Source organism: Jeongeupia chitinilytica (assembly GCF_014652315.1).
GTDB lineage: Bacteria > Pseudomonadota > Gammaproteobacteria > Burkholderiales > Chitinibacteraceae > Jeongeupia > Jeongeupia chitinilytica.
Window position 1 is genome coordinate 37,384 of record NZ_BMYO01000001.1, and the last position, 15,117, is coordinate 52,500.

The 15,117-nt window shown below is 64.0% G+C and carries 14 protein-coding genes; 4 read left to right on the forward strand and 10 right to left on the reverse strand.

The genetic code is table 11. The features are described 5' to 3' along the window. Positions 1–9 precede the first annotated feature (9 nt). The 7 genes from hscA to cysE form a co-directional block, all read right to left on the reverse strand. Positions 10–1,866: a Fe-S protein assembly chaperone HscA gene (gene hscA / locus IE097_RS00220; protein ID WP_189458143.1), complete on the reverse strand. Its 1,857-nt coding sequence runs from the start codon at positions 1,864–1,866 to the stop codon at positions 10–12. A 67-nt stretch (positions 1,867–1,933) separates the two neighbouring features. Continuing rightward, the gene (gene hscB / locus IE097_RS00225; protein ID WP_189458144.1) at positions 1,934–2,467 is read right to left on the reverse strand and encodes a Fe-S protein assembly co-chaperone HscB; all 534 of its coding nucleotides are present in this window, start codon (positions 2,465–2,467) and stop codon (positions 1,934–1,936) included. Positions 2,468–2,486: 19 nt separating this feature from the next. Continuing rightward, a complete protein-coding gene (gene iscA, locus IE097_RS00230) occupies positions 2,487–2,810 on the reverse strand; it encodes an iron-sulfur cluster assembly protein IscA (RefSeq protein ID WP_189458145.1) in 324 nt (107 codons plus the stop codon). 52 nt (positions 2,811–2,862) lie between these two features. Beyond that, positions 2,863–3,243, reverse strand: coding sequence for a Fe-S cluster assembly scaffold IscU (gene iscU / locus IE097_RS00235; protein WP_070530879.1), 381 nt, complete (start codon positions 3,241–3,243; stop codon positions 2,863–2,865). 209 nt (positions 3,244–3,452) lie between these two features. Then, positions 3,453–4,664 carry an IscS subfamily cysteine desulfurase gene (locus IE097_RS00240; protein ID WP_189458146.1) on the reverse strand — a complete coding sequence of 404 codons (1,212 nt, stop codon included), beginning with the start codon at positions 4,662–4,664 and terminating at the stop codon, positions 3,453–3,455. 20 nt (positions 4,665–4,684) lie between these two features. Further along, positions 4,685–5,173 (reverse strand): Fe-S cluster assembly transcriptional regulator IscR, encoded by a 489-nt coding sequence (gene iscR / locus IE097_RS00245; RefSeq protein WP_189458147.1) that lies wholly within the window; start codon positions 5,171–5,173, stop codon positions 4,685–4,687. 98 nt (positions 5,174–5,271) lie between these two features. Beyond that, positions 5,272–6,024 carry a serine O-acetyltransferase gene (cysE, locus tag IE097_RS00250; protein WP_189458148.1) on the reverse strand — a complete coding sequence of 251 codons (753 nt, stop codon included), beginning with the start codon at positions 6,022–6,024 and terminating at the stop codon, positions 5,272–5,274. Between the two features lie 152 nt (positions 6,025–6,176). Here cysE and IE097_RS00255 point away from each other — a divergent pair, with 152 nt between their 5' ends. Then, positions 6,177–7,799 carry an alpha-D-glucose phosphate-specific phosphoglucomutase gene (locus IE097_RS00255; RefSeq protein ID WP_189458149.1) on the forward strand — a complete coding sequence of 541 codons (1,623 nt, stop codon included), beginning with the start codon at positions 6,177–6,179 and terminating at the stop codon, positions 7,797–7,799. 171 nt (positions 7,800–7,970) lie between these two features. Here the strand turns inward: IE097_RS00255 and IE097_RS00260 are convergent, their stop codons facing one another. The 3 genes from IE097_RS00260 to IE097_RS00270 all read right to left on the reverse strand — a co-directional run bounded on the left by IE097_RS00260 (position 7,971) and on the right by IE097_RS00270 (position 11,321). Beyond that, positions 7,971–8,558: a hypothetical protein gene (locus IE097_RS00260; protein ID WP_189458150.1), complete on the reverse strand. Its 588-nt coding sequence runs from the start codon at positions 8,556–8,558 to the stop codon at positions 7,971–7,973. 287 nt (positions 8,559–8,845) lie between these two features. Then, on the reverse strand, positions 8,846–10,075 hold the full coding sequence (gene argJ / locus IE097_RS00265; RefSeq protein WP_189458151.1) for a bifunctional glutamate N-acetyltransferase/amino-acid acetyltransferase ArgJ: 1,230 nt from the start codon (positions 10,073–10,075) through the stop codon (positions 8,846–8,848). A 52-nt stretch (positions 10,076–10,127) separates the two neighbouring features. Then, complete coding sequence (locus tag IE097_RS00270) at positions 10,128–11,321, reverse strand: dienelactone hydrolase family protein (protein WP_189458152.1); 1,194 nt, start codon at positions 11,319–11,321, stop codon at positions 10,128–10,130. Between the two features lie 201 nt (positions 11,322–11,522). Here IE097_RS00270 and IE097_RS00275 point away from each other — a divergent pair, with 201 nt between their 5' ends. From IE097_RS00275 to xylB, 3 genes are all read left to right on the forward strand, one after another. After that, positions 11,523–11,915, forward strand: coding sequence for a hypothetical protein (locus IE097_RS00275; protein WP_189458153.1), 393 nt, complete (start codon positions 11,523–11,525; stop codon positions 11,913–11,915). A gap of 775 nt (positions 11,916–12,690) precedes the next feature. Further along, positions 12,691–13,572 (forward strand): AraC family transcriptional regulator, encoded by an 882-nt coding sequence (locus tag IE097_RS00280; RefSeq protein ID WP_189458154.1) that lies wholly within the window; start codon positions 12,691–12,693, stop codon positions 13,570–13,572. A 72-nt stretch (positions 13,573–13,644) separates the two neighbouring features. Further along, positions 13,645–15,108, forward strand: a complete 1,464-nt coding sequence (xylB, locus tag IE097_RS00285; protein ID WP_189458155.1) for a xylulokinase — start codon at positions 13,645–13,647, stop codon at positions 15,106–15,108. Positions 15,109–15,117 lie beyond the last annotated feature (9 nt).

Here is a 15,117-nt window from a genome sequence, read left to right on the forward strand (position 1 = left end):
TCCGTCCCCTTAAAAGTCGCTGACCTTGTGGCCAGCCAGCCCGCGGCTCACGGCGCGATCCATCCGGCGGGCGGCGAAGTCGCCGCTGGCCTGATTGAGCGCCTCGGCGGCGGTGCGGATGAGATTGGCGTTGCTGCCGGCGTTGGCAGCTTGTGCTGCGGCGAGGGCGGTATCGACCGCCTGGCGCTCGTCGGCGTTCAGCAGGTCACCGTCCTGTTCGAGCGCTGCCAGCGTGGCGTTGACGATGCTCTCGGATTCGACGCGGGCCTCGGCCAGCTTGCGCGCTTCGAGGTCGTCGCCGGCATGCGCCATCGAGTCGCTGAGCATCCGGCCGATCTCGTCGTCGGACAGCCCGTACGACGGCTTGACGACGATGCTGGCCTGCACGCCCGAACTCTGTTCCTGCGCCGAAACGCTCAGCAGGCCGTCGGCATCGACCTGGAAGGTGACGCGGATGCGTGCGGCGCCGGCGACCATGGCCGGAATGCCGCGCAGCTCGAACCGCGCCAGCGAGCGGCAGTCGGTCACGAGTTCGCGCTCGCCCTGCAGCACGTGGATCGCCATTGCGGTCTGGCCGTCCTTGAACGTCGTGAACTCCTGCGCGCGCGCGGTCGGGATCGTGCTGTTGCGCGGGATCACCTTTTCGACGAGGCCGCCCATGGTCTCGAGGCCAAGCGACAGCGGAATCACGTCGAGCAGCAGCCAGTCGTCGTCGCCCTTGTTGCCGGCAAGCACATTGGCCTGCATCGCCGCGCCGAGCGCGACGACCTTGTCCGGGTCGAGATTGGTCAGCGGCGGCTTGCCGAACAGCTGGGCGACGGCGCGGCGCACGTGCGGCATGCGCGTGGCGCCGCCGACGAGGACGACGCCCTTGATGTCGTCGGCCGTGAGCCGGGCGTCGCGCAGTGCGCGGCGTACCGGCGTGACCGTTTTCTGCACCAGATGGTCGGTGATCTGCTGGAAGATTTCAGCAGTCAGCTCGACGTCGATCACGCTGTCGTCGGACAGCTTGGCGGTGATCTGGGTGCTGGCGTGCTCGGTCAGCGCTTCCTTGGCCTGACGCGCCTTGGTCAGCAGCAGCCGGGCGTCCTTGTCGTTCAGTTGCGACAGGCCGGCGGCCTCGAGAATCCAGCAGTACAGCCGGTGGTCGAAGTCGTCGCCGCCGAGCTGCGAGTCGCCGCTGGTCGCGCGCACTTCGAACACGCCACGGGTGAGTTCGAGGATGGACACGTCGAAGGTGCCACCGCCGAGGTCATAGACGACGTAAGTGCCTTCGGACGCATTGTCGAGGCCGTAAGCGATGGCCGCAGCGGTCGGTTCGTTCAGCAGGCGCAGCACGTTCAGCCCGGCAAGGCGGGCGGCATCCTTGGTGGCCTGGCGCTGGGCGTCGTCGAAGTAGGCCGGGACGGTGATCACCGCGCCGACGAGTTCGCCGCCGAGGCTCTGCTCGGCGCGGGTACGCAGCGCCCTGAGGATGTCGGCGGACACTTCGACCGGGCTCTTGATGCCTGCGGCGGTCGACAGCTTGAGCATGCCCGGCTCGTCGACAAAGCGGTAGGGCGTCGCGGCATCGGCGACATCGGTGAGGCCGCGGCCCATGAAGCGCTTCACCGAGACGACGGTATTGGCCGGGTCCTGGTTCTGCCGCTTCTGCGCGGCATGGCCGACGGTGACGGTCTGGTCGGCGCCGTAGTGGACGACCGACGGCAGCAGGGTGCGGCCATCGTCGTCCGGCAGACAGGCGGCACTGCCGCTGCGCACGGTCGCGACCAGCGAGTTGGTCGTGCCCAGATCGATGCCGACCGCCAGACGGTGCTGGTGCGGGGCGGCGGAAAGACCGGGCTCGGAAATCTGCAGTAGGGCCATGGGTTCGCGGTATGTATGGATCAGGGCGCCGGGGCGCCGGTGTCAAACCGGCACGGGAGGCGCGGCATCAGAAAAGCACGGCTTCGATGGCGTCGCCGATTTCCTCGTGCAGCTTTTCGAGAAAGCGCAGCTTGCGTACGGCCATCGCGGCGGCGGGGTAGTCGCGATCGACGTCGATCAGTGCCCCCAGTTCGGCCGTCAGCGCAGCGGTGTCCTGCGCGAGGTCGCGGTTCAGGGCTTCGAGTGCATCGACACTGCGGGAGGCCCGGGTGTCGGCAATGGCTTCGCGCCATTCCATCTGCGCCATCAGGAAGTCCATCGGCATCGCCGTATTGGTCTCTTCCTCGGTATCGACGCCGGCCAGCGTCAGCAGGTAGCGCCCGCGCGCCAGCGGCGACTTCAGCGTCTGGTACGCCTCGTTGACCCGGGTGGCGATCTGCAGGCTCATCCGCCGGGTCGCGTCGTCGTGACTGGCGAAACGGTCGGGATGGTAGTCGGCCTGCAGGGCCTTGTAGCGGGCATCGAGCGCGGCACGATCCAGCGCGAAGGTCTGCGGCAGGCCGAACAGTGCGAAGTGGTTCTGGGCGAAATCGAAGTTCATCGGCGGGCGATCGGGACGGTCAGACGTGGAAGCTTTCGCCGCAACCGCACTCGTTCTTCACGTTCGGGTTGTTGAACTTGAAGCCTTCGTTCAGGCCTTCCTTGGCGAAGTCGAGCTCGGTGCCGTCGATGTAGGGCAGGCTCTTGGCGTCGGTGAACAGCTTGACGCCGTGGCTTTCGAACACGAGGTCGTCCTCGACCGCCACGTCGACGAATTCGAGCTTGTACGCCATGCCCGAGCAGCCGGCGGTTTTCACGAACAGCCGGATGCCCAGCCCCTTGCCGCGCTTGGCGAGGAAGTTGCTGATGTGCGTTGCGGCGGCGTCGGTGAGCGTCAGTGCCATGCTAAATACTCCTGCGGCAGGAGCGGGCCGCGCCCGTCCTGCAATCGGTACATCAGTCGTGCTTTTTCTTGTAGTCGGCCACGGCGGCCTTGATCGCGTCCTCGGCGAGGATCGAGCAGTGGATCTTCACCGGGGGCAGCGCCAGTTCTTCGGCGATCTGGGTGTTCTTGATCGACAGTGCCTCGTCGAGCGTCTTGCCCTTGACCCATTCGGTCACCAGCGAGCTCGATGCGATCGCCGAACCGCAGCCGTAGGTCTTGAACTTTGCATCTTCGATCACGCCATCGGCGCCGACCTTGATCTGCAGCTTCATCACGTCGCCACAGGCCGGTGCGCCGACCATGCCGGTACCGACGTCGTCGTCGCCCTTGTCGAACGCGCCGACATTGCGCGGGTTTTCGTAGTGGTCGAGGACCTTTTCGCTGTAAGCCATTTGGAATACCTCCAGTTCAGTGTTCGTCGGCCTGTCGATGCGTTGGCGCCGATTTTTGGCGCGGATCGCGGACTCAGGCAAGGCGCGGTAACCGCGCATTCGTTCAATCGCGCCGCGCCGAAAGGGTAGGCTGGGCGCCGGTTCGCGACGTGGGCATCATGCCCACGAGCGGGGCGGCAACAACGCCGGCCCGCACGCCGCGGATGCGATTAGTGGGCGGCCCACTCGATCGTGTTCAGATCGATGCCTTCCTTGTACATGTCCCACAACGGCGACAGTTCACGCAGCTTGCCGATCTTCTGGTGGATCAGTTTCACCGCGAAGTCGATGTCGTCTTCGGTGGTGAAGCGGCCGATGGTGAAGCGGATCGAGCTGTGCGCCAGTTCGTCCGAACGGCCCAGTGCGCGCAGCACGTAGGACGGCTCGAGCGATGCCGACGTACAAGCCGAACCCGACGACACCGCGAGTTCCTTCAGCGCCATGATCAGCGATTCGCCTTCGACGAAGTTGAAGCTGACGTTGAGGTTGTGCGGCACGCGGCGGTCCATGTCGCCGTTCAGGTGCGTTTCCTCGATGTCCGACAGGCCGGCCCACAGGCGGTCGCGCAGCTTGCGGGTGCGTTCGAGCTCGGCCGCCATGTCTTCACGGGCGATGCGGAAGGCTTCGCCCATGCCGACGATCTGGTGCGTGGCCAGCGTGCCCGAGCGGAAGCCGCGTTCGTGGCCGCCACCGTGCATCTGTGCTTCGAGGCGGACGCGCGGCTTGCGGCGGATGTACAGCGCGCCGATGCCCTTGGGGCCGTAGCTCTTGTGCGCCGACATGCTCAGCAGGTCGATCTTGAGCTTTTGCAGGTCGATCTCGACCTTGCCGGTCGCCTGGGCGGCGTCGACGTGGAAGATGATCCCGCGTTCGCGGCAGATCTCGCCAATGGTTTCGACGTCCTGGATCACGCCGATTTCGTTGTTCACGAACATCACCGACACGAGGATGGTGTCGTCGCGCAGCGCAGCCTTGAATACGTCCAGATCGAGCAGGCCGTCATCCTTGACGTCCAGATAGGTGACGTCGAAGCCCTGGCGCTCCAGCTCGCGACACGGGTCGAGCACGGCCTTGTGCTCGGTCTTTACCGTGATGATGTGCTTGCCCTTGGTCTTGTAGAAGTTGGCCGCGCCCTTGATCGCCAGGTTGTCCGACTCGGTCGCGCCCGAGGTCCAGACGATTTCCTTCGGGTCGGCATTGATCAGCGCAGCGACCTGTTCGCGCGCTTCCTCGACCGCAGCTTCCGCGTCCCAACCGTAGGCGTGCGAGCGGCTCGCCGGGTTGCCGAAGATTTCGGTCAGGTACGGAATCATTTTCTGCGCCACGCGCGGATCGACCGGGGTAGTGGCGGAGTAATCGAGGTAGATCGGCTTCTTGTCCATTGGAGCTCCTGTTTGCCCGGTCATTGCTGGGCGGGTAATTCGCTGTGTCGTGCGCCGCGCGCATCGACCAGCACGCTGGCGGCATCAAGCCGGCGGCGCTGTTTTTCCAGTTGTTTTTCCACGAGTTCGGCCAGCGTCACCGACGAGAGGAACTCGAAAATCGTCGCGTTCAGCCCGGACCACAGGTCGTGGGTCATGCAGCGGTGTTCCTCGAGACAGTTTTCCTTGCCGCCGCACTGCGTGGCATCGATCGGTTCGTCGACCGCACAGATGATTGCCGCCACGGTGATCTCGTTCGATGGCCTTGCCAGACAGTAGCCGCCGCCGGGACCGCGGACGCTGTCGACCAGTTCGCGCCGGCGCAATTTGCCGAACAGCTGCTCGAGGTAGGAAAGCGAGATGTGCTGCCGTTCGCTGATGCCGGCAAGCGTCACCGGGCCACCGGCCTCGCGCAGGGCAAGGTCGAGCATGGCGGTCACGGCAAAGCGGCCTTTGGTGGTCAGTCGCATCGGGCGTTCTTCAGTCTTTCTGTGATTGGCTCGATCGTAAAATACCCTAGTGTTTTAGTCAACTAAAATCCTGACCGAAACACTCGGTTATTCACCGGTCATTCGACCAGTTTGTTCAGGTAATCGGGGTCGAACTTGTCGCTGCTCGCGCGCTCCTGGCTGCAGTCGACACCGAGCTGCTCCAGCTTCTTCAGGATGGCCTCGACCTTGGCGTCGGTGTTTACCGAGTGGTCGAGCAGGCCGTGGATCGCCTTGACCACCGGGTCGTTGACGTCGCCGGAGATGCCGTAGGCGGAGAAGCCGAGCTGCTGGGCCTTCTGCATCCGGGCGTTCTCGCTGTCGTTCTGGATGATGCGCGCCGGGTTGCCGACCGCGGTCGCGCCCGCCGGTACCGGCTTGACGACGACGGCGTTCGAGCCGACCTTGGCGCCGGTCCCGATCGTGATCGGGCCGAGAATCTTGGCGCCGGCGCCGACGATGACGCCGGCCTCCAGCGTCGGGTGGCGCTTGCCCTTGTTCCAGGTGGTGCCGCCGAGCGTCACGCCGTGGTACAGCGTGCAGTCATCGCCGATGACGGCGGTTTCGCCGACGACGATGCCCATGCCGTGATCGATGAACACCCGCTGGCCGATGGTCGCACCCGGGTGGATCTCGATGCCGGTGAGGAAGCGGCCGATGTGCGACACGAAACGCGCCAGCAGCTTGAAATCACGTCGCCACAGTCCGTTGGCGACAATGTGCAGCGTCAGTGCATGAAAGCCCGGGTAACAGGTGACCACTTCCCACACCGAACGGGCGGCAGGGTCACGATCGAAGACGACTCGGATGTTTTCACGCAGGCGGGCAAGCATGGCGGGGACGAGCGGGGCAGCAAAGCCGAGTATTTTACTCGACTTTGCCGGCCGGCGCAGCCCTGCCGCCGTCATGGGTATCGGACAGCGGATCGGTTAACATTGGCTTTTCCGCCTTGCAGGCGGTGTCAACTAATTCATCCGGTCAGACCATGACGATCCAGACGATTTCCACCCGCGCGTTCGATGGCCAGAAACCCGGCACTTCGGGCCTGCGCAAGAAGGTCACGGTATTCCAGCAGCCGCATTACCTCGAAAACTTCGTCCAGGCGGTGTTCGACACCGTGCCGCTGGCGGGGGCGACGCTGGTGCTCGGCGGCGATGGCCGCTTCCACAACCGGGTGGCCGTCGACACCATCGTGCGCATGGCTGCCGCCAATGGCGTGGCGCGAGTACTGGTGGGGCAGGGCGGGCTGCTGTCGACGCCGGCGGTCAGCTGCGTGATCCGCAAGCACGGCGCCGACGGCGGCATCATCCTCTCCGCGTCGCACAACCCCGGTGGCCCGGATGGCGATTTCGGCATCAAGTACAACATCGGCAACGGCGGCCCGGCACCGGAGAAAATCACCGACGCGATTTATGCGGCGACGCAGACGATTACCGAATACCGGATCGTTGAATCGGCCGAGTTCGATCTCGACGCCCTCGGCCGTTACAGCGTTGGCGACATGATCGTCGACGTCATCGACCCGGTCGACGACTACGCCGAGCTGATGCAGCAGCTGTTCGACTTCGACGCGATCCGTGCCTGGTTCGCCGCCGGCCATACACTGCACTTCGACGCGATGAGCGCGGCATCGGGCCCGTATGCGACCCGGCTGCTCGAAGGTCTGCTCGGTGCACCGGCCGGTTCGGTCGTCAACGGCGTGCCGCTGGAAGATTTCGGCGGCCACCACCCGGACCCGAACCCGGCGCACGCAACCGACCTCATCGACGCCATGCGCGGGAACAGCGCGCCGGACTTCGGTGCCGCCAGCGACGGCGACGCCGACCGCAATATGGTCGTCGGCCGCAAGCACAACGTCTCGCCGTCCGACAGCCTGGCGGTACTCGCTGCCAATGCAACGCTGATTCCGGGCTACGCCAAGGGTCTGGCCGGCGTGGCGCGATCGATGCCGACCTCGTGCGCTGTCGACGTTGTCGCGAAAGAGCTGGGTATCGAGTGTTTCGAAACACCGACCGGCTGGAAATTCTTCGGCAACCTGCTCGACGCCGGCAAGGTGACGTTGTGCGGCGAGGAAAGCTACGGCACCGGCTCCGACCACGTGCGCGAGAAGGACGGCGTCTGGGCGGTGCTGTGCTGGCTCAATCTCGTCGCCACAAGCGGCAAGTCGATCGACGAACTGCTCGAAGCGCACTGGGCGCACTTCGGCCGACACTACTACAGCCGCCACGACTTCGAAGCGATCGACACTGCTGCAGCCAACGCACTGGTCGACGGCCTGCGCGCCAAACTGCCGATCTTGGTCGGTAGCGAACTCGCCGGCAAACGCATCGCCCTGGCCGACGACTTCGCCTACGACGACCCGATCGACCACAGCCATAGCGCCAAGCAAGGCATCCGCATCGTGTTCGACGACGGTGCGCGCATCGTCTACCGGCTCTCCGGCACCGGCACCGACGGTGCAACCTTGCGGGTGTATCTGGAACAGCCCGAACGCGAACGGCTTGACCTCGACGCACAGGAAGCGCTGGCGCCGCTGATTGCGGCATCGCGTGAACTGGCGGACATCAAGGGGCTGACTGGGCGCGAAGTGCCGACGGTGGTGACTTGATCGCTTTGATCATCGTGTAAACAAAACGCCGGCAGATGCCGGCGTTGTTGTTTGATTCGGTAAAGATAGTTCTTGGTGATTATGCTGGCAGGCGAGTAAAAGCGTGGATTTACAAGGCAATGAGCGAAGCAAATGATGTGTTTTGCATGTTTACGTTTTGTACACAGTTCTTCATTGCACTGGCCGGGTATACCACTCTCTCTTGCGTAGTATTATGGTTTTTTTCGGAATTTCGATTAGGTTTTCGCCAATCGCTATTTGCCCGAGATGCAAAATCCATCGTGAACTAGGTGTCGGCGGTGTGGTGTCAAAGCGAAGAATTATTCCTCCTTTGTCATTGTTCAGGTTTGTGGTATTCACTGGTAATGTTGAATAGGGTGTGCTGCTTTCACACGAATCAGACGGAACGCCTTCCGCATGCGAATTTCTGACGTAAAGCTCCGATTTTGCAATAAGTCGCTCTCCACTTTCCTTTTCTATATATGCGCCTTGCGGCGAATACAATATGAGAGCTAGGTTAGGATGCTTGCTAAAGTCGCGTGCATATAAATAAATCCATAAAGAGGATTTGTCTGTGCAACTTATGCTGATGATCGTTTCTACGGTTTCAAGTTTTCCTTCTCTTTCAATTGTGGTCCTTGAAATACTAGGCCAACTCACGTCACCCTCAAACCACGGTCTGGGTGGGGTTGTGCTTATACATCCACCAAGTAAAAGAGAGATGCAATAAATAATGCTGATTTTTAATGATTTATTCATGATTGTTTTTTCTATTTTCTTTGATTCACTCTGATGATCTATTTTTTTTCGGAAATTGTACGGTAAGTAAGAGGGTGTACGGGATCTCCAGTATCATTGGCGATATGCAGCTGTCTATCTGTTCGATAGTGGCTTTACATCGTAGACGTGTACTCCGTACCTGTGCAGTGCAAAGCAAATTGTGGCCTAAGGTTCTGGAGGCTTCGTTTGTTAATCCAAGTCTGACTTCGGTATATAAAAAACGCCGGTATTCTCGCCGGCGTTTTTATTCAGATGCGTCCAGTCAATCAAGACCGGTAATCCGCATTGATCTTCACATAGTCATAACTGAAATCGCACGTCCACACCGTCGCTTCGACGTTGCCGCGGCCCAGCTTTACGGTGATGGTGATTTCGGATTGCTTGAGTACGCGCTGGCCGTCTTCTTCCTTGTAGTCCGGATGGCGGCCGCCGTCTTTGGCGACGAGGACGTCGTCGAGCCAGACTTCGAGCTGGTCGACGTCGAGTGCGTCGACGCCGGAGTAGCCGATCGCGCAGAGGATGCGGCCGAGGTTGGGGTCGGAGGCGAAGAAGGCGGTTTTCACCAGCGGTGACTTGCCGATGGCGTAGCCGACCGTCTTGCACTCGTCCCAGGTCTTGCCGCCTTCGACCTTGATCGTCATGAACTTGGTCGCGCCTTCGCCGTCGCGGATGATGGCCTTGGCGAGGTACTGGCTGACTTCGAGCACGGCGTCGCGCAGCAGCGAGAATTCGGCGCTGGCCGCGTCATCGATTTCGGCGTTGCCGGCCTGGCCGGTGGCGGCGAGGATGAAGCTGTCGTTGGTGCTGGTGTCGCCGTCGACGGTGATCGAGTTGAACGAGCGGTCGGCCGCCCACTTCACCAGGTCCTGCAGCAGCGACTGGCTGACGCTGGCGTCGGTGGCGACGTAGCCGAGCATGGTGGCCATGTTCGGGTGGATCATGCCGGCGCCCTTGGCGATACCGGTGACGGTAACCAGCTTGCCGCCGATTTCCAGCTGCACCGACTTGGCCTTGGGCGCGGTGTCGGTGGTCATGATCGAGTACGCGGCGGCGGCCCAGTTGGAAGGCAGCAGATCGGCCTTGGCGGCCGGCAGCGCGGCGATGATCTTCTCGAACGGCAGCGGTTCGAGGATCACGCCGGTCGAGAACGGCAGCACTTCGGCCGGGGTGACGCCCAGTGCTTCGGCGGTGGCGAAGCAGATCTGCTTGGCGCGCTCGAAACCGTCGACGCCGGTGCCGGCATTGGCGTTGCCGGTGTTGATCACCAACGCGCGGATCTCGCCGCTTTCGGCCAGATGGGTCTGGCAGATGCGTACCGGCGCGGCACAGAAGCGGTTGAGCGTGAACACGCCAGCCACGCGGGTGCCCGGTGCGAACCGGAACAGGGTCACGTCCTTGCGGCCGGCGGTCTTGACGCCGGCGGAGGCAATACCGATTTCCACGCCGGCGACGGCGTGCAATTGGGCGGGATCGAGTTCGGGCAGGTTCACGGGCATGGCGGGGCTCTCTGGCGGCGCGGGGAAAACGGCGAGTTTACCGCAGTCGGGTTCAGCTTTCAGGCGTGGTTTGCGGCGCTGCAACGGTTGCCGCGGCATCGACCGGCCAGACGACCGCATTGTCGATCAGATAGAGCTGGCAAGGCTTTTTGGCAAACGACTTGCAGCCTTTGAGCGCAAAGAAACCTGCGTCGTCGGAGTCGGCGGCCCAGCCGCATGCGCCGTCGCCACTGAAGGCAAATGCACGGGGCGGTGCGTTGTCGTCGATGAACTTCCGGTAGGCGTTCTTGCAGGCCTCGCTGGCCAGCGGCAGCACGTTGATGTTGCGCGGGCTGTCCGCGTAGCCGCTGGGCTTGGGCGGCGCCGGCGGCTGGTATTGCGGGTTGACGATGGCGGTGGGCAGGCCATGCGCTTTCAGGAAGGGTTCGGCCTTGGGCCACCAGACCTGTGCGAAGCCGTCGCGGGTGCCGAACATGCCGTGGGCATCGATGCGGAAGGCCGGATAGGCCACCAGCTCGGCATGGCCGCCGCTTGCGGTGTAGTTGTCATGCAAGGCCTGCGCGATGTCGGGCGGAAAGAAGCCGTCGTTTGCACCGTAGAACCAGAGCGAGTCGACCTTGGCTTTTTTTCCCAGACTGGAAAAGGCGTTTTTCAGCGCAGGCTCCCAGTTGCAAAAGCTGGTGTCGGTAAAGCGCAGGCCGCCGGCGAAGTTGATGACGGCCTTGAGCCCCCCGACTTCCCGCTCGGCTACCGCGACGCTGGCAAAGCCACCGTGCGATTGGCCCATCACCAGAATGCGGGTGCCGTCGACATCGGGACGCTGGCGAAGCAGCTCGATGACCCGGATGACGTCGTCGGCCTGATTGCGTGCGTCCTGCTCCAGATTGCAGCCGACGTCCGGGTAGGCACTGCCTGATCTGGAAAAGCCGCGCCGCATCGGCAGGGCGACGAGATAACCGCGTTTGAGGAACTCCTCGGCGACCGCGGTATAGCGTTCCCTCGCCTGAAACGCGCCCACTCCGCGCATCTTGCCGTGGTTGATCACCACCAGCGGAAACGGCCCCGGGCCGTCGGGCTTGAACAGCGTGGTTTCAAGGTCGAAGCCGAAAATGCCCGGTTTGACCGGCAGCATCAGCACCTGTTCGTTCAGGTCCTTGCGCAAGGGCGGGCCATCGACGGTGGCGGCGTGGGCGGCAAGGCTGGCGAACAGGAGCAGGGCGGTGGCAAACAGGCGGGTTGGCATCATGAAATGACCGGGGGGCAGATTGCAGGATTTGAAAGGATTCAGCTTAATCGGTTCCTGATGCATGTCAAAAGCGGAAAGCGGGATGAAATTTGCGCTCGCCGGCGCGACCACCCGTCTCCGCCTGCCTGTGGCTGTGCGCAAATCCGCTATAGCGAAAACGGGGGCCGCAAGGGGCGGCGCCATCCGACCAGGGAGTCCGCCATGACCCGCCTGTGCCTGCTTGTCTTGCTGGTGGCCATGCCTGCCATGGCGGCCACGATCGAAACCCGCGTTCCCGAAGCCGTCGACTGCCTGCAGCCCGCCAGGGCCGAAGCGTCGCCGCTCGATGATCCGACATATCGCAACGTCTGCGCGCAGCCGGTTCGCATGCTCGGCTGCGCACTGCCCGGGGCAAGCAACGTCAACTGGCCGTGCAGCCGGGTCGAGACCATCGGCCCGGATACCGAAGCGCAGGAGCGGACGGTGCGGCCACACCAGTCGGTCAAACTGTATCGCGGCTGGACCTATGCGGTGTGCCCGGCGGATGCGAATCTGGCCGGCGGCTTTGATGGGGCCGAGCTGAGCTACCGCTGCGTGCGTACGTCGTCGCGGTGATCGTCCCTCGCGGCGGGTTCGCAATGCGGGTCGCCGCCCGCGCTTGACCACGGTCTGCCCCTCCCCGTCTCGTGACCGCGTTGGCGGCGCGCTTGCGCCGCTGCCGACCGGATGATGGCATGACGGGCGCATCCGGTCTCCGGGTTGGCCATCCGGCCGTCCATCGATCCCCGCTGCGAATTTGTCCGTACTTCAACCGGCTTCGTGCACCAGTCCGGCGTGTCGGTCTGGCTCATGCACCGCAATGCGCATGTGCGCGGAATCGAGCATTCCTGCGCCCTGATGATGTAGTGCGCTGCAAAAAGACTTCATCAAAAACCGCCCTTTGCCAGCCGGTACTGCAAAAAAGTATCAGGTTTGCCGGTGTTTTGTGGTTGTTGTCATGTAGTCGGAAAAATTATGTTTCATCTGCGCGCTGCTTCCGGATGGCAAAAGCAGGGCGCAACAGGCACCGTTTCGGGGCAAAGACCCCTGACCGAAAGAGCGGGCCGGACTGGACAACACGGAGCACGACAATGACGGCTGTGGACATGCGCGACGCCCGGACGCGCCTTGCTGCCTTGGGCAGCGGGGCGGCCAGGGGAAAACCGGATTGGTTCGGCATCGCACTCGGGGTAGAAACGATGGTTCGCCCGAGTGCCGCCGTGCGGTTCGCCGCAGTTGTCATTCGTTAAGGAAAACGCCGATGCGCTCCCATGCACCGTCATCCGTTTTCCGTCAGTTTGCAGTGGGTCGTGCCGCAGGCGCCGCCGGCTGCGGGGAAAGGAGCAGCACCATGACCCCAGACCTTGAAGTCGTCGAGCTGCAGGGCAATGAATCGTTCCGTGTCTGGTACCACGGCTATCCGTTCCGCACCGTGCGCTGGCACTACCACCCGGAATACGAAATCCAGCTGATCGCCGAAACCAGCGGCAAATACTTCGTCGGCGATTTCATCGGCGATTTTGCCCCGGGCAATCTGGTGATGACCGGGCCGAACCTGCCGCACAACTGGGTCAGCGAACTGCCCGAGGGGCAGACCGTCGAGCGCCGCGGGCTGATCGTGCAGTTTCCGGCCGAGTACATCAGCAACGGCATCGCCGCGTTTCCGGAGCTGGCGCACACGCAGAAGCTGCTGGCCGAATCGCAGCGCGGGCTGGTGTTCTGCGAACACACCGCCGCGGCCGCCAAGCCGATTTTCGAAGAACTGCTCGACGCGCAGGGCTGCCGCCGCATCGTGCTGTTCCTGTCGCTGCTCGACCTGCTGGCGCGCTGCGAGCACCGCCAGCCGCTGGCCAGCGAGGCCTACCGCGCCGATCCCGGGCACTACATGTCGTCGACGATCAACCAGGTGCTGTCCTACATCGGCGAGAACCTTGCCAGCGATCTGCCCGAAGCCGATCTGGCCGAGCTGGCCGGGCAGAGCGTCAGTGCGTTCTCGCGCTACTTCCGCAAGCACACCGGCATGTCGGTCGTGCAGTGCATCAACCGGATGCGGATCAACCGGGCGTGCGAACTGCTGGCGAGCAGCGAGTTCACCGTCACCGAGATCTGCTTCCTCGTCGGCTTCAACAACGTGTCCAACTTCAACCGGCACTTCCTGGCGCAGAAGAGCATGTCGCCGTCGAAGTTCCGAAGTTGCCAGCAGCTGAACGCCGCCTGCCTCAGCGCCGCCTGACCGGCCGCTGAAATCCGAACCGAACAACCGATCCTGCGCGAAAAAAACGCGCCGGGAGGGGAGCGCTACATCGTGACATTCCTAGGGCTAGACCTCGGCACTTCCGAAGTGAAGGCCATGCTGGTCGACGACGAACAGCGGCTGCTGGCGAGCGATGCCGTCCGGCTCGCCATTGCCAGCCCGCAACCGCTGTGGTCCGAGCAGAGCCCGGACGAGTGGTGGCACGCGACGCTGAAGGCGATCGACCGGGTGCGTAGCGCCGCGCCCGAGGCGTTCGCCGCCTTGCGCGGCATCGGCCTCTCGGGGCAGATGCACGGCGCGGTGCTGCTCGACAAGCACCAGCGCGTGCTGCGGCCGGCCATCCTGTGGAACGACACCCGTGCCCATGCCGAGTGCATCGAACTCGAGGCGCTGGTGCCGCAGTCGCGGCAGATCACCGGCAACCTGGCGATGCCCGGTTTCACCGCGCCGAAGCTCCTGTGGCTGCAGAAGTACGAACCGGCGATCCGTGCCCGCGTCGACAAGGTGCTGCTGCCCAAGGACTACATTGCCTTCCGGCTGACCGGCGAATTCGTCTCGGAGATGTCCGACGCCGCCGGCACGCTGTGGCTCGACGTGGCCGGCCGCGATTGGTCCGACCGGATGCTGGCGGCCACCGGGCTGGACCGCGCCAGCATGCCGCGGCTGGTCGAAGGTTCGCAGGCCGGGGCCGCGCTGCGGCCGGCGCTGGCGGCCGAATGGGGCATCGCCCACGAAGTCGTCGTGGCCGGCGGCGCCGGCGACAACGCCGCGGCGGCGGTCGGCATCGGCGCGGTGTCCCCGGGCGATGCCTTCATCTCGCTCGGCACGTCGGGCGTGATGTTCGTCGCCAACGAGCGCTTCCTGCCGAATCCCGCACAGGCCGTGCACGCCTTCTGCCACGCGCTGCCGCAGCGCTGGCACCAGATGAGCGTGATGCTCTCGGCCGCCGCCAGCCTGACGTGGGCGTCGCAGCTGACGCAGACGCCGGTCGGCGATCTGGCCGGGCTGGCGCAGCGTGCCGATGCCGGCCGCGCGCCGCTGTTCCTTCCCTACCTGAACGGTGAACGCACACCGCACAACAATGCCCGCGCCAGCGGCACGCTGCTCGGCCTGAACGGCACCAGCGACCGCGCCGCCATCGGCTATGCGGTGATGGAAGGCGTCGCCTTCGGCCTGGCCGACGGCTATGCCGCGCTGGCGGCGACCGGCAGCCGCGTCGGGACCGCGTCCTTCGTCGGCGGCGGTTCGAGAAGCCGCTTCTGGGGCGAACTGATCGCCAGCGCCACCGGCATCACGCTGCTGCGCCATGCCAACGGCGATTTCGGCGGCGCGTTCGGCGCGGCCCGGCTTGCCCGGCTGGCGGTGGGCGGCGAAGCGGTCGAGGCCGTCTGCACCGTGCCGCCGGTAGCCGAAACGATATGCCCGAATCCCGAAATGGCCGCGTTGCTGCACGCGCGGCACGACCGGTTCCGCCGTGCCTACGCGGCGCTGGAACCCGAATTCGCCCGGGCCTGAGGCCCGCCG